At 73.7% G+C, this 13,944-nt stretch carries 12 protein-coding genes; 8 read left to right on the top strand and 4 right to left on the bottom strand.

Features of this window, described 5'->3' with window-relative positions:
* Positions 1 to 41: 41 nt before the first annotated feature.
* Positions 42 to 437, bottom strand: a complete 396-nt coding sequence (locus DEF28_RS05190) for a metallopeptidase family protein (RefSeq protein ID WP_181874298.1) — start codon at positions 435 to 437, stop codon at positions 42 to 44.
* 186 nt (positions 438 to 623) lie between these two features.
* Here DEF28_RS05190 and DEF28_RS05195 point away from each other — a divergent pair, with 186 nt between their 5' ends.
* The 5 genes from DEF28_RS05195 to DEF28_RS05215 all read left to right on the top strand — a co-directional run bounded on the left by DEF28_RS05195 (position 624) and on the right by DEF28_RS05215 (position 5,427).
* Positions 624 to 1,022 (top strand): DUF3499 domain-containing protein, encoded by a 399-nt coding sequence (locus DEF28_RS05195; RefSeq protein WP_114397877.1) that lies wholly within the window; start codon positions 624 to 626, stop codon positions 1,020 to 1,022.
* A 149-nt stretch (positions 1,023 to 1,171) separates the two neighbouring features.
* The gene (locus DEF28_RS05200) at positions 1,172 to 2,536 is read left to right on the top strand and encodes a phosphomannomutase/phosphoglucomutase (RefSeq protein WP_114397878.1); all 1,365 of its coding nucleotides are present in this window, start codon (positions 1,172 to 1,174) and stop codon (positions 2,534 to 2,536) included.
* Between the two features lie 44 nt (positions 2,537 to 2,580).
* Positions 2,581 to 2,757: a Trm112 family protein gene (locus DEF28_RS05205; protein ID WP_114397879.1), complete on the top strand. Its 177-nt coding sequence runs from the start codon at positions 2,581 to 2,583 to the stop codon at positions 2,755 to 2,757.
* Positions 2,758 to 2,923: 166 nt separating this feature from the next.
* The gene (locus tag DEF28_RS05210) at positions 2,924 to 4,039 is read left to right on the top strand and encodes an SIS domain-containing protein (protein WP_114397880.1); all 1,116 of its coding nucleotides are present in this window, start codon (positions 2,924 to 2,926) and stop codon (positions 4,037 to 4,039) included.
* An 80-nt stretch (positions 4,040 to 4,119) separates the two neighbouring features.
* Positions 4,120 to 5,427 carry a serine/threonine-protein kinase gene (locus DEF28_RS05215; RefSeq protein WP_114433201.1) on the top strand — a complete coding sequence of 436 codons (1,308 nt, stop codon included), beginning with the start codon at positions 4,120 to 4,122 and terminating at the stop codon, positions 5,425 to 5,427.
* A gap of 72 nt (positions 5,428 to 5,499) precedes the next feature.
* Here DEF28_RS05215 and DEF28_RS05220 read toward each other — a convergent pair whose 3' ends face one another.
* Together DEF28_RS05220 and DEF28_RS05230 are read right to left on the bottom strand one after the other, a co-directional pair.
* Entirely contained in the window at positions 5,500 to 6,762 is a 1,263-nt protein-coding gene (locus tag DEF28_RS05220) for a hypothetical protein (RefSeq protein WP_147281052.1), read from the bottom strand.
* Between the two features lie 975 nt (positions 6,763 to 7,737).
* Positions 7,738 to 8,001: a hypothetical protein gene (locus DEF28_RS05230; protein ID WP_114398228.1), complete on the bottom strand. Its 264-nt coding sequence runs from the start codon at positions 7,999 to 8,001 to the stop codon at positions 7,738 to 7,740.
* A gap of 560 nt (positions 8,002 to 8,561) precedes the next feature.
* Here DEF28_RS05230 and DEF28_RS05235 point away from each other — a divergent pair.
* The gene (locus tag DEF28_RS05235; RefSeq protein ID WP_374058150.1) at positions 8,562 to 10,649 is read left to right on the top strand and encodes an acyltransferase family protein; all 2,088 of its coding nucleotides are present in this window, start codon (positions 8,562 to 8,564) and stop codon (positions 10,647 to 10,649) included.
* 14 nt (positions 10,650 to 10,663) lie between these two features.
* On the opposite strand, the gene DEF28_RS05240 is transcribed toward DEF28_RS05235, so the two are convergent.
* Positions 10,664 to 11,026, bottom strand: a complete 363-nt coding sequence (locus DEF28_RS05240) for a MerR family transcriptional regulator (protein ID WP_114398229.1) — start codon at positions 11,024 to 11,026, stop codon at positions 10,664 to 10,666.
* A 113-nt stretch (positions 11,027 to 11,139) separates the two neighbouring features.
* On the opposite strand from DEF28_RS05240, the gene ahcY (DEF28_RS05245) reads away from it, so the two are divergent.
* Both ahcY (DEF28_RS05245) and ahcY (DEF28_RS05250) read left to right on the top strand, forming a co-directional pair.
* Entirely contained in the window at positions 11,140 to 12,576 is a 1,437-nt protein-coding gene (gene ahcY, locus DEF28_RS05245; protein WP_114398230.1) for an adenosylhomocysteinase, read from the top strand.
* Positions 12,577 to 12,594: 18 nt separating this feature from the next.
* Entirely contained in the window at positions 12,595 to 13,857 is a 1,263-nt protein-coding gene (gene ahcY, locus DEF28_RS05250) for an adenosylhomocysteinase (RefSeq protein ID WP_114398231.1), read from the top strand.
* Positions 13,858 to 13,944: the final 87 nt, after the last annotated feature.

Here is a 13,944-nt window from a genome sequence, read left to right on the forward strand (position 1 = left end):
GCCGCGGCGCGCGGGCGGCGGGCCCTCGGCCCCGCCAGGTGCTAGGCCTCGGGGTCGACGGTCTCCGGCTCCAGGCCGAGCAGGTTGGCGACCTCCTCGACCACGGTGTCGTACACCAGGAGCGCCATCTCCTCGGGATCCTTGGTGCGGATCTCGACGGGGCGGCGGTAGATGACGATCCGGGCCTGGCCGGACTTGGCCGGCTCAAGGCGGGAGAACGGGATGCCGTCCTCGGCGGTCACGCCGAGCGGCACGCGCGGAACATCCTCGACCAGGAACTCGACGTTGGCCAGCTCGCGGGCCCACACCCGTTCCAGCCGTTCGACGGCGTCGAGGACGAGGTCGTCGAAGACCTGCGCCCTACTCCGGGAAATGGGGAGTTCGGGCGGCGTCATCGGGCCGCGGATCCCGCGTCCGCGGCGGTCTCTGCGTCGCACTGGGTTGGCTTGAGGCCGGTGAAGGCGCACTCGTCGCACATCTATGAGCGTAAGCCATCGGCGGCCCATCGTGCAGCCCCTGGGTCGATCCAACGTGTCGACCTCGGGGAGCGGGCCGGCACCGGCCTCCGGACACAGCCCATCGATGCTGGCGCACCGGACGGTAAAGGCATACAGTCTGTGCCCGTGAGCGTTGTACGACGCTGCTCACGCACCGCGTGCAGGCAGCCAGCAGTCTTCACGCTCACCTATGTCTACGCCGACTCCACCGCGGTCCTCGGCCCGCTCGCCGCCTACGTCGAGCCGCACTGCTACGACCTGTGCGCGATGCATGCCGAGCGCCTCACCGCCCCGCGGGGCTGGGAGGTGGTCCGGCTGCCCGCCGACAACACCGGCGGACCCGGCAGCGACGACCTGGAGGCGCTGGCCAACGCGGTGCGGGAGGCGGCCCGCCCGCCGAAGGGCTCCGAGCCCGTGGGTCAGGGGGTCGAGACGCACCGCCGGGGGCACCTGCGGATGGTGAAGTCCGAGGCGGCCCGCCCGGAGCGCGAGCACCGCGACCCGCGGCCGCCCCGCGACGCCTGAGCGCCGGGGCCACCCGTCGGCGGGCCGCTGTCCGCCCGGTCTTGCTACGTTGGACTCCTGCGGGCCGCGTCCACGGGGGCAGCCCTTCCGCTGCGAGTGGACGGCGCGCCCCGCACCTCGGTCCGCCCATCGACCCGTCCGGAGCAGCTGTGGGTGATCTCGGTCAGATCTTCAAGGCGTACGACATCCGGGGAGTCGTCCCCGACACCCTGGACGAGGGCGTCGCCCGGTCCATCGGCGCGGCCTTCGCCCGGGTCGTCGGCACGGACCGCGTCGTGGTGGCCCACGACATGCGCCCCTCCTCGCCCGGACTCGCGGCCGCCTTCTCCGAGGGCGTGACGAGCCAGGGCGTCGACGTCATCGCGGCCGGGCTCGGCTCCACCGACCTGCTCTACTTCGCGGCCGGCAGCCTGGGCGTGCCCGGCGCCATGTTCACCGCGAGCCACAACCCCGCCCAGTACAACGGCATCAAGATGTGCCGGGCCGGCGCCGCGCCGATCGGTTCGGACAGCGGGCTGGCCGAGATCCGCGCCCTGGCCGAGGCCGGCGTGCCCCCGCACGACGGGCCGGCCGGCACGGTCACCGAGCGCGACCTGCTGGCCGACTACGCCGCCCACCTGCGCTCGCTCGTCGACCTCTCGGGGGTCCGGCCGCTCAAGGTCGTGGTGGACGCGGGCAACGGCATGGGCGGCTACACCGTCCCGGCCGTGCTGGGCGAGGGGCTGCTGCCCGCGCTGCCCCTGGAGATCGTGCCGCTGTACTTCGAGCTCGACGGCACCTTCCCCAACCACCCCGCCAACCCGCTGGACCCGGACAACATCGTGGACCTGCGGGCGGCGGTGCGCGAGAGCGGCGCCGACATCGGCCTGGCCTTCGACGGCGACGCCGACCGCTGCTTCGTCGTCGACGAGCGAGGGGAGGCGGTCGCGCCGTCGGCGGTCACCGCCCTGGTGGCCGTGCAGGAGCTCGCCAAGGAGCCGGGCGCGACCGTCATCCACAACCTCATCACCTCCAAGGCCGTCCCGGAGATCGTGCGCGAGCACGGCGGGAAGCCGGTGCGCACCCGGGTGGGCCACTCCTTCATCAAGGCGTCCATGGCCGAGACCGGCGCGGTCTTCGGGGGCGAGCACTCCGCCCACTACTACTTCCGCGACTTCTGGCGGGCCGACACCGGCATGCTGGCGGCCATGCACGTCCTGCGGGTCCTGGGCGGCGACCCCCGCCCGCTCTCGGAGATCACCGCCGAGTACTCCAGGTACGCCGCCTCCGGCGAGATCAACTCCGAGGTCGACGACCAGGCCGGCCGCACCGCCGCCGTCGAGGCCGCCTTCTCCGGCACGGCCGGGGCCACCGTCGACCACCTCGACGGGCTGACGGTGGACTTCGCCGACGGCAGCTGGTTCAACCTCCGCGCCTCCAACACCGAGCCGCTGCTGCGGCTCAACGTCGAGGCGCCCGACCACGCGGCCATGGCCAAGCTGCGCGACGACGTGCTCGGCATCATCCGCGGCTGAGGCGCCGCATCCACCACCAACCGGGAAGCACAGGGACCGACCTCATGACCACCAAGATCGACGACTGGCTGCTCGACATCCTGGCCTGCCCGAAGAGCAAGGCCCCGCTGCGCCTGGACGAGGAGGCCGGCGAGCTCGTCTGCGACGAGAGCGGGCTGGCCTACCCGATCCGGGACGGCATCCCCGTGCTCCTGGTCGACGAGGCCCGCGAGATCCGCTGACCGCTCCGGCCCTGACCGGTCCCGTGCGGGCGGCCGAACGGCCGTTCCGCCATGCGGCCATGCGGGGCCACGGGCGTGTGTCAGCCCCGCGTTCTGGGGCAAACTGGGAGAATCGAAAACCGCGCCCCCGCGGATCCACCGCTCGACGTGAGTGAGGGGGAGGCCGATGCCTCCGGAATTCGACGAGTCCCGCCTCGACGACCTCTCCGCGGAGACCGAGCACGGTCCGGGCGTCCTGCTCCGCCAGGCCGCGTCGGCGGCGGCGCAGGTCAGGGCCTCCCGGTCTGCCGCGCTGGAGGCGCCGCTGCGCGCGCTCGCCGACGAGGGCCGCCCGCGCTCCGTCGTGGTCGCCGGCACCGGGCCGGCCGCGTTCGCCGGCGACATGCTGGCCGTGCTGCTGGGACCCGGCTGCCCGGTCCCCGTCCACACGGTGCGCGACCACCCGCTCCCCGGCTGGATCGGCCACCACGACCTGGTCGTCGCGGTCGCCGCCGGCCGGGGCGAATCCACCGAGCGGACCATCGGGCTGGCGGCGGAGGCCGTCCGCCGGGGATGCCGGCTCCTCGTCGTCGGGCCGCCGGACGAGCGGCTCGCCGCCCTCGCCGACCAGGGGCGCGCCCCGCGCGTGGTCGTCCCCGAGAGCGGCGAGGAGCGGATGTCCCCGTGGGCGCTCGCGGTACCGCTGCTCACCGCCGCCGCCCACGTCGGCGGAGGGACGGTGCCGGACGAGACCTACGAGTCCACCGCGCGACTCCTGGAGCGCGTGGCGCACGACTGCCGGCCGACCGCGGAGGCGTTCGAGAACCCGGCCAAGACGCTGGCGCTGGACCTCGGCGGGACGCTGCCCGTGCTGTGGGGCGGCGGCCCGGTCGCCGAGCTGGCCGCCCGCAGGTTCGCGGCGCAGTTGGCGGCGAACGCGCGCTATCCCGCGCTGAGCGGCCGGCTCCCCGGTGCCGAGTACGACCAGTTGGCCGCGCTCGACGGGCCGTTCGGCGGCACCGGGCCGCGCAGTATCTTCGACGACCCGGCCGAGGAGGGGCCCACCCGGCTGCGCGTCGTCCTGCTGCGCGACCCCGGTCAGCCCGAGGAGGTCGCGCGGAGCCTGGCCGCCGTCGAGCGCTCGGCGACCGAGCGCGGGGTGCCCGTGAGTGACGTCTCCACGGACGGTCGGCATCCCATGGAACGCTTGGCCGGTTTGATCGCTCTAACGGATTACGCCACTCTGTATCTTGCTGTGGCATATGGCGTGGATCCACTGACACGTACGCTGGTCGTGCGCTAGGAAGTGTTCTCGGCTTCCCGGCCGGAAACCGCCGCGAAGGCCGCGTCCAGCGCCGCCCACCACCGCTCTGGAGGAGATTGATGCCCGGTCCCGAATCGCTGTCGCCGAACGACCCCACCGCGTTCGGCGACTACAGCGTGGTCGGACGCCTGGGGCGTGGCGGGCAGGGAATCGTGTACCTCGCCCGGGACCTCGACGGCGACGAGTACGCCGTCAAGGTGCTCAACGAGGAGTGGTCCCAGGACACCGACCTGCGCAAGCGGTTCGAGAAGGAGGTGCGCGCCGCCCAGAAGGTGGCCTCCTTCTGCACCGCCGCCATCCACGAGGCCAACCTCGACGCCGAGCCGCCGTACGTCGTCAGCGAGTACGTGCCCGGTCCGTCCCTCCAGGAGGCCGTGGCCAAGGAGGGCCCGCGCAAGGGTGCGGCGCTGCAGCGGCTCGCGGTCTCCACCGCCACGGCGCTGGTCGCCATCCACCAGGCCGGCATCGTGCACCGGGACTTCAAGCCCGGCAACGTGCTGCTCGGCCCGGACGGGCCGCGGGTGATCGACTTCGGCATCGCCCGGGTCGTCGACGGCACCGCCACCATGACCAACTCGATCGTCGGCACGCCGTCCTACATGGCGCCGGAGCAGATCGAGGGCCGCGGCATCACCGACAAGGTCGACGTGTTCGCCTGGGGGTGCGTCATGGCCTACGCGTCCACCGGGCACGCTCCGTTCGGCGCCGACAGCGTCCCGGCGGTCGTCCACCGGGTCATCTCCGCGCCGCCGGAGCTCACCGGCGTCACCGGGCCGCTGCGCACCATCATCGAGGACTGCCTCAACAAGGACGCGAACCGGCGCCCCACCGCCCAGCAGCTCCTGATGCGGCTGCTCGGCCACGAGGACACCGCCGCGGCCCCCTCCACCGACGAGGTCGTGGCCGAGGGCGAGCGCATCGCCGAGCACGGCGGGGTCAGCGGCCCGCAGTTCCCGCCCTACGGCCCCACACCCAGCGGCCCGCAGACCCCGTTCCCGTACGGGACCCCGCCGCACGGCGGCATGGGCGCCCGCCCGCTGACCGGCCCGCAGGCCCCGCAGAACAACTACGGGCCGCCGCAGCACCGCCCGATGGGGCAGCAGATGCCCGGTCCGGCGAACCCCGGAGTCACCGGGCACATGGGCATGGCGCCCCCGCCGCCGATGACCGGTCCGAACACGCGCTATCCCGGCCACCCCATGCACACCCAGGCCCCCCGCCCGCCGATGCCGCCCAAGCCCGCCGTGCGGCCGAACGCCGGGAGGACCGAGGACCCCGTCCTGAGCCAGGGGTGGGTTATCCCGGCGGTGCTCATCGCGATCATCATCCTGCTCCTGCTGCTGTTCCTGGTGGCCCTGAGCGGCTGATCCCGGGGGCACCGGGACCGCGTGCACACCCGGCCGCGCCGCTGACACCGGTCGGCGGCGCGGCCGCATCCTTCAGTGCATCGCCTGGGTCAGGCGGTGCATGGCGCGGGACACTACGTCGTCGACGAACTCGGCCACGTCCGGCCAGCGCTCGTCGGCGCCGTCGGTGGGGATGAGCGTGACGCAGTCGGTGCAGGCGAGATCGAGCGCGTCGCCCTGGCTGCCGGCGGTGCGCAGCTGCGCGTCGGCGGTCACCGCGAGCACTCCGGTCGCCGGGGCGCCCACGTCCTGCACGGCGACCAGCAGCCGCAGGGTGCCGTCGGTGACGGTGAGGTCCAGGGCCGCCCACCAGCAGCCCGGCCCGCGGGTGAACAGCGCGCGCTCCGCGGCGGCGTCGAGCCGCCCCCGGCGGGCGGCGTCGTCGTCCGTGGCGCCCGCGCTCACCGCGAACCTCGCGGAGGAGTCCAGCTCCCGCAGCACCAGGGCGAGGGAGTTGGCCTGGCGGCGCAGGTGCTCCACGATCCGCCGCTGCATGGCGGTGGCGAGCGGCGCGGTGTTCGCCGACGGCTGGTCCCGGTGCTGCGCGCTCCAGCTCAGCTCGCCGCGCAGCGCGGCGATCTCCAGGTCGGCGAGCAGCGCGGTGAGCTCCACCAGGCGGTCCTGCTCACTGGCCCGGAACCGGGCCCGGCGGTGCTGCTCGGCCAGCCGGTGGTCCATGACCAGCGGCGGGTAGTTCGACCGCATCAGCGCCAGTGAGGCCATCGCCCACGGCAGCGGACGCTGGTGGGGCTGCGGCCCGAGGGCGGGTCCCGCCGCGGGGGCGGGGGCGGGCTCCAGCACGGCCTCGCAGATCAGCTGGATGTGCGCGGCCCGGATGACCGGATGCGTCTCCACGGCCGCGGCTTCGGCGAGCGAGGCGGCGGCCTGATCGACCGGGAAGGAGGGATCGTCGAAGTCGGGGATCGTCAGGGCCAGCGCGGTGAGGTAGTCGGCCGTCAGCGGCTGGCCCGCCGTACACGCCGAGGCCATCTCCACCAGGGCCTCCTCCTCCCGGCGCAGGCGCTCCCGGAGCTCGGGGGTGATCTCCAGCCGGTCCCAGCCGTCCGAGAGCCGCTCGGCCCGGGCGACCTTCGCGTCCAGCAGCCCGGCGAGTGTCCGCAGCTCGACGACGTGCCGGCGGAAGAACCGCCGCCGGTCCTCCGCCCACCGGTGCCGAGGCCGGCGGGTCTGGTGTTCCGCCCATATCTCCCGCAGCCGGTCCAGCGCCGCCAGCCTGCGGCGCACGTCGTCGGGAAACCGGCTCGGGGCGAGATCAAGGCCGCGTGGGGTGCTCACGCCAGACACCGTAACCCGCGGCGCGGCGCGGAAACCTGAACGGCCGGAACCGGCACCGAGGCAGCCGCCACGAGGACCCGGACACCGCTCACGTACCGCGCCGGCGACCGGACGGTGCAGGAAGAGGAGTCGCGGGAAACGACTGTTCCGGCGAGGAGGTGGAGGACACAACCCCCGGCCTGTGCTTCGACCGTGAACAGGCCGCGGAGGACCCCCGCCTGATGCTGGCCGACCCCCACAGCCAGGCGGCCCCCTCGACCTCGTGGACACGCTGCGCGCCAGGCCGGTCGGCGAGCCGCTGCTGTATCCCGGGATCCGGAAGGTTCAGCAGCCCTACGGGATCCGGTCCCGGCTGGAGAACGGGAGTGCGCGGGTCAGCGCTCGGCCTACGCGCCAGGCCCGAAGCGCGATGGCGGACCGCCTGGCCGAAATCGAGGCCGGCGTGAGCGGTCGCCGTCCGTTCGAGAGCCCCAGAGTGGGCGAGGCCACGGCGGCGGCTGGCGGCGGGCGGCCGTCGGCGGGCGCGAGCACGTCGCGAGAGCGGTTGGCGCAGCGGAGGCGCGCCGGAGCTCGTACGACCAGGCGCTGAGGCGGGACGGCCGGACCGGGGCGTCGAGCGGCCGCCGAAGTTGGTCGCGCCGCTGCCCGGGCGCGGTTCGGGCGGACCCGCGGTGGTCGGGCTGGCCCGGCCGCGACGCCCGCATCAGGATGCCTGCGTCCGCTCCCGACCACCGCAGCGGGGACCACCGCGGCCGCGATCCGCAGGAGCTCCGCCGTGCCCGGTCGCTCCGGGGGAGGGACGGCAGCCCGGAGAGGTCGGCGGGGCTGCGCCGCGGACCGCGACGTGCCTGTAGCACCCCCACGTGCGCGAGGCTCGGACTTCCTCACCTGGGAAGACGCGGACCTTATTGATTTGGGACACGAAATGGCCGCCAGGCGAGAGTCACTGGAGCCGTTTAATGGCGGGCTGATCGCTCAGGAGATCGGGGCTCCGCGGTCCGTGGCGGGGTCGATGCCTTGGGAGCGCAGGTCGGCGCGGACCGTGTCGGGGGAGACGCCGACCGCGGCGGCGAGGGCGCGGGTGTTGCGGTAGCCGGCGCGCCACGCGGTGGCGATCCGCTCGGCGCGCTCGTCGGCCAGGGCGGCCGGGTCGGCTTCCTGGGCAGCGCGGTGGGCGTGGCTGGCGAGGGCGGTGCGGTGCCGCTCCCATCCAGCGCGGGTGGGCGGGTGGTGGTCCATACCCCCTACTGCTACCCCGGCCGACCGGACGGCATGGCCGGGGCGGTCCGCTCGGCCGGCGGGGAGAGCCCTCGCAGTAGCCCCTGTCGCCCGCAGCGGCCGGACCCCGCGGTGCCGCCGACCGGGCCGCGGTGCCGTGAGCCGTGTCCCGGTGCCCGGACTCCGGAGACCCGGATGCGGAGACCGACGCGGGTACGGGATGCGGTCCGGACCTCGGCCGTCCAGCGCGGGCCGGGTGGAGGTGCGGAGGGGCGGGCCGGTCTCCGTATGCCGTGGGCCGCCTCTGCCCGGCGTCCGCCGGCCGTTCGGCCGCGTGCCGTCGCGCGTCGCCACCAGCGGGAACCTCCGGGAAACCGCCGCTCCGTCGGGGGGGCGTCCGGCGCGTCATCCGGACGTGGCCGTGGATTCACCGGCCATTGGCGCAGTACACCCCGGTATGTCATGGTTGCCGCGCATCATGGCTGGCCGACATGCCCCGCGGGCCGACCGCCGGCGTGTCCTCGTGCCTCCCGCCGGGCCGTCCGTCCGGTGCCTCCCGTCCGCGAAGGTGAACCGCCGCAGTGGTGCACGCATCCCCGAGTACCTCGTCCGCGACCGGCCCGGTGCTGCCCTCCGCGCCGTCCGAGCCGGTACCGCGGGCCGCCGGGGACGGGTACCGGCCCGAGATCCAGGGGCTGCGGGCCGTCGCGGTGCTGCTGGTGGCCGTGTACCACGTCTGGCTGGGGCGGGTCTCCGGCGGGGTCGACGTGTTCCTACTGCTCACCGGGTTCCTCATCACCGGCTCGCTGGTGCGGATGGTGGAGCGGCGCGGCAGGATCGACGTGGTCGGGTTCTGGACGAAGCTGGTCCGGCGGCTGACCCCCGCCGCCGCCGTGGTGCTGCTCGGCGTGCTCGCGGCGACCTTCCTGTTCCTGCCGCAGGACCGCTGGCGGACCGCGCTCGGCGAGGTCGTCGCGGCGGCCCTCTACTACGAGAACTGGAAACTGGCCCTCGACTCCGTCGACTACCTCGCGCAGAGCACCGCGGCCAGTCCGGTCCAGCACTTCTGGTCGCTGGCCATCCAGGGGCAGTTCTACCTGCTGTGGCCGCTCGTCGTGGGGGCGGCGGCGTTCGCGGCGGCGCGCGCCGGCCGCTCGCCGCGGCCCGCGGTGGCGATCGCCCTCGTGCTGGTGTTCACGGTGTCGCTCGGCTACTCGGTGGTCATGACCGGGCTCGACCAGCCGTGGGCCTACTTCGACACCGGTGCCCGGCTGTGGGAGCTGGCGCTCGGCGGGTTGCTCGCGCTCGCGCTGCCGTACCTGCGGCCCCCGGCGTGGCTGCGGGTGCTGCTCGGATGGGCGGGGCTGGCCGCGCTGCTGTCCTGCGGCCTGCTGCTGCAGGTCTCCACCCTGTTCCCCGGCTACGTCGCGCTGTGGCCGACCGGCGCGGCGGCGCTCGTGATCGTGGCCGGGACCTCCGGCAGCCGACTGGGCGCGGACCGGCTGCTCCGGCTGCGCCCGCTGCACTATATCGGCGACATCTCCTACGCGCTCTACCTGTGGCACTGGCCGGTGCTCGTGTGCTACCTCGCGGTCACCCAGCGGACGGTGCCGAGCCTGTTCGGCGGGGCCTGCGTCCTGGCGCTGTCGTTCGTGCTCGCCGCGGCGACGACGCGGCTGGTGGACAGCGGGGTCGGCCGGATCACCCGGGACCGCGCCACGCCGGTGCGCTCGCTCGCGATCGGGCTGGCCTGCCTGCTGCCGGTGCTCGCCGGCGCGGGCGGCTGGTCGTGGCACCTCGCGGAGGAGCAGCGGGAGCGGGAGGCGTTCGTCGCGGACGCCGCGAACTACCCCGGCGCCCTGGTGCTCACGGGGGACGGCGCCGAGCGGCCGCTGCGGGACCTGCCGGTCTACCCGGACCCGGCCGAGGCCTCCGCCGACGTCCCGGTCACCTACGAGGACGGCTGCAACCAGGGAACCCGGTCGGCCGAGGTGCTGACCTGCGCGTACGGCGCGGACGACCCGGAGCGGACGATCGCCCTGGTCGGGGGCTCGCACGCGGCGCACTGGTTCCCGGCGCTGCTCCGGATCGCCGAGCAGAACGACTGGCGGATCGTCAACATCATCAAGGGCGCCTGCCTGTTCACCCCGGCGGAGCAGCGGTACCGGGGCGAGCCGTACACGACCTGCCACGAGTGGAACGACGGTGTCATGGCGGAGCTGGCCGAGCTGCGCCCCGACGCGGTGTTCACCACCGCGACCAGCAGCAGCATCGACAGCGACGCCGGGTTCGGCGGTGAGGTGGTCGTGGACGGCTACCTGGAGCGGTGGGCCGAGCTGGACCGGCTCGGCATCGACGTGCTGGCGATCCGCGACACGCCCCGGTTCGACTTCCAGGCGCCGGAGTGCGTGGCGACGCGCGGCCCGGAGGAGTGCGCGGGCTCGCCGACGCCCTCGCTGGCCCAGACGTCGCCGCTGGAGTCGGTGCGCGGGGTTCCGGACAACGTCGCGTTCCTCGACCTCAACCGCTACCTGTGCACGGGGGGCCGATGCCCGACCGTGATCGGCAACGTCCTGGTGTACTGGGACAACGCCCACTTCACCGCCACCTTCGCCCGGACCCTGGCCCCCGTGCTGGAGGAGGAGATCCGGCGCGTGGCCGGGTGGTGACCGGCGCGGTGCCGCTACCGGCGGCCGAGCAGCCGGAGCGCCTTCTGCTGGTCGAAGTCCAGCGCGCGGGCCGGCGGCGGGGTGAGCCGGCCGAGGCGCTCGCCGTAGGCGCGGACCCGGGCCATGGCGGCCGGCTCGGCCAGCACCCGCAGGGCGAAGGCGAGCGCCGCCGGGGTGACGTCGTAGTGGCGCTCCAGCTCCAGGCCGGCTGAGACCGTGCGCAGGTCGGCCTCGGAGAAGCGGCGGTGCCGGTGGCCCCGACCGGTGGGCGGTTCCTTGGTCACCGGGAGCAGACCGAGGCTCTCCCGGTAGCGCAGCATGCGCGGGGTCGTGTCCAGCCGGTCGGCGGCCGCGGAGATGGGGATGTCGCGCTCCATGGCGCGAAGCTAGTCAATCTGACAAAGCACTGTCAATCTTGCGCCCCGGCGCGTTCCGGAACGCCGGATCCGGCTCTAGACTCGGGACGCACCCAGAGGAGGAGTACAGACGCATGGCATTCGACTTCAAAGTCGCCGACCTGTCCCAGGCCGAGTTCGGCCGCAAGGAGATCCGGCTCGCCGAGCACGAGATGCCCGGACTCATGGCCACCCGCGCCGAATACGGCCCCTCCCAGCCGCTCAGGGGCGCCAAGATCATGGGCTCCCTGCACATGACCGTGCAGACCGCCGTCCTCATCGAGACCCTCGTGGCGCTCGGCGCGGAGGTGCGCTGGGTGAGCTGCAACATCTTCTCCACCCAGGACCACGCCGCCGCCGCCGTGGTGGTCGGCCCCGACGGCACCCCCGAGGACCCGAAGGGCGTCCCGGTGTTCGCCTGGAAGGGCGAGACGCTGGAGGAGTACTGGTGGTGCACCGAGCAGGCGCTGACCTGGCCCGGCGGTGAGGGCCCCAACATGATCCTGGACGACGGCGGGGACGCCACGCTGCTCGTCCACAAGGGTGCCGAGTACGAGAAGGCCGGGGCCGTCCCCGACCCCGCGACCGCCGAGAGCGAGGAGTTCGCGGTCGTGCTGCGGCTGCTGGGCGAGAGCCTGGCCGCCGACCCCCGGAAGTGGACCGCCATCGCCGAGCGCATCAAGGGCGTGACCGAGGAGACCACCACCGGCGTGCACCGGCTGTACGAGATGCAGCGCGACGGCAAGCTGCTGTTCCCGGCCATCAACGTCAACGACTCGGTCACCAAGAGCAAGTTCGACAACAAATACGGCATCCGGCACTCGCTGCCCGACGGCATCATGCGCGGCACCGACGTGCTCATCGGCGGCAAGGTCGCGGTGGTCTGCGGCTACGGCGACGTCGGCAAGGGCGCGGCCGAGGCGCTGCGCGGCCAGGGCGGGCGCGTGGTCGTCACCGAGATCGACCCGATCAACGCGCTCCAGGCCGCCATGGACGGCTACCAGGTGACCGTCCTGGAGGACGTCGTCGAGACCGCCGACATCTTCATCACCACTACCGGCAACTTCAACATCATCACCGCCGACCACATGACCCGGATGAAGCACCAGGCCATCGTCGGCAACGTGGGCCACTTCGACAACGAGATCGACATGGCCGGGCTCGCGCGGGTTCCGGGCGTCGAGAAGATCGAGATCAAGCCGCAGGTCCACGAGTGGCGGTTCGAGGACGGGCACTCGATCATCGTGCTGTCGGAGGGCCGGCTGCTCAACCTGGGCAACGCCACCGGGCACCCGAGCTTCGTCATGTCCAACAGCTTCACCAACCAGGTCATCGCGCAGATCGAGCTGTTCACCAAGCCGGAGGAGTACCCGACCGGCGTCTACGTGCTCCCCAAGATCCTGGACGAGAAGGTCGCGCGGCTGCACCTCGACGCCCTCGGCGTCAAGCTCACCACGCTCACCAAGGAGCAGGCCGCCTACATCGGCGTGGACGTGGCCGGCCCCTACAAGTCCGACCACTACCGCTACTGACGGGCGGACCGCAGCCGCATGGCACTTCCCCCGCATGACGTCGCGGACCTCGGCCTCGCGCCGGCCGGGGTCCGCCGCGTGGAATGGGCCGAGCACGCGATGCCGGTGCTGCGCAGCATCCGCGAGCGCTTCGACCGCGAGCGACCGCTGGCCGGACTGCGCGTCGCCGCGTGCATGCACGTCACGGCCGAGACCGCCAACCTGCTGCGCGCGCTGCGCGCCGGCGGGGCCGAGGTGGCGCTGGCGGCCTCCAACCCGCTGTCCACCCAGGACGACACCGCCGCGGCGCTGGTGGCCGAGTACGGCGTGACGGTGCACGCCCGCGCCGGCATGGACGTCGCCACCTACGACCGCAACCTGGTAACGGTGCTGGAGCAGCGCCCGCACCTGCTCCTGGACGACGGCTGCGACCTCGTCAACACCGCCCACCTGCGCCATCCGGAGCTCCTCGCGGAGACCGTGGGCGGCTGCGAGCAGACCACCACCGGCGTGATCCGGCTGCACCGGATGAGCGCCGAGGGGGCGCTGCGGCTGCCGATGGTGGCCGTGAACGACACCGCGACCAAGCGGATGTTCGACAACCGCTACGGCACCGGCCAGTCCACGATCGACGGCATCATGCGCGCGACCAACGCCCTGCTCTCCGGGCGCACGATGGTCGTCGCGGGGTTCGGCTACTGCGGGCGCGGCCTCGCCGAGCGCGCCCGGGGCATGGGCGCCCGGGTGGTCGTCACCGAGGTGGACCCCGTGAAGGCGCTCGACGCCGTCATGCAGGGCTACACGGTGCTGCCCATGGCGGAGGCCGCGCGGATCGGCGACGTGATCGTCACCGTCACCGGCAACCGCGACGTGCTGCGCGCCGAGCACATCGCCGAGCTCAAGGACGGCGCGGTGCTCGCCAACTCCGGCCACTTCGACGTCGAGATCGACCTGCCGGCCCTGGAGGCGCTCGCGGTGGAGGTCCGCCGCGAGGTGCGCCCGCAGGCCGACGAGTACCTGCTGGCCGACGGCCGGCGGATCGTCCTGCTCGCCGAGGGCCGCCTGGTCAACCTCGGCGCCGCCGAGGGCCACCCGGCCGCGGTGATGGACATGTCCTTCGCCGTGCAGGCCCTCACCGTGGAGTGGCTGGCCGCCCGCCACGCAGACCTCTCGCCGGGCGTGCTCGACGTCCCGGTCGAGATCGACACCGAGGTCGCCCGCCTGGAACTGGCCGCGCTCGGCGTGCACATCGACGAGCTGACCTCGGAGCAGGTCGACTACCTGGGGTCGTGGCGGGCCTAGGCTGCCTGGAGGGCGGGCGCGGGGACCGCGGACGGGGGATGTCCTCGCCGCGCTCGCGCATCAGCTCAGGACGGAGCCGGAGGGCGT

It is taken from the genome of Marinitenerispora sediminis, assembly GCF_003336425.1.
Classification (GTDB): domain Bacteria; phylum Actinomycetota; class Actinomycetes; order Streptosporangiales; family Streptosporangiaceae; genus Marinitenerispora; species Marinitenerispora sediminis.

Excerpts from the sequence above, each read along its gene's own strand:
- ahcY (WP_114398231.1), top strand. The coding sequence starts at position 12,595 with ATGGCACTTCCCCCGCATGACGTCGCGGACCTCGGCCTCGCGCCGGCC.
- DEF28_RS05215 (WP_114433201.1), top strand. The coding sequence starts at position 4,120 with ATGCCCGGTCCCGAATCGCTGTCGCCGAACGACCCCACCGCGTTCGGC.
- DEF28_RS05240 (WP_114398229.1), bottom strand. The coding sequence starts at position 11,026 with ATGGAGCGCGACATCCCCATCTCCGCGGCCGCCGACCGGCTGGACACG.
- DEF28_RS05205 (WP_114397879.1), top strand. The coding sequence starts at position 2,581 with ATGACCACCAAGATCGACGACTGGCTGCTCGACATCCTGGCCTGCCCG.
- ahcY (WP_114398230.1), top strand. The coding sequence starts at position 11,140 with ATGGCATTCGACTTCAAAGTCGCCGACCTGTCCCAGGCCGAGTTCGGC.
- DEF28_RS05230 (WP_114398228.1), bottom strand. The coding sequence starts at position 8,001 with ATGGACCACCACCCGCCCACCCGCGCTGGATGGGAGCGGCACCGCACC.
- DEF28_RS05210 (WP_114397880.1), top strand. The coding sequence starts at position 2,924 with ATGCCTCCGGAATTCGACGAGTCCCGCCTCGACGACCTCTCCGCGGAG.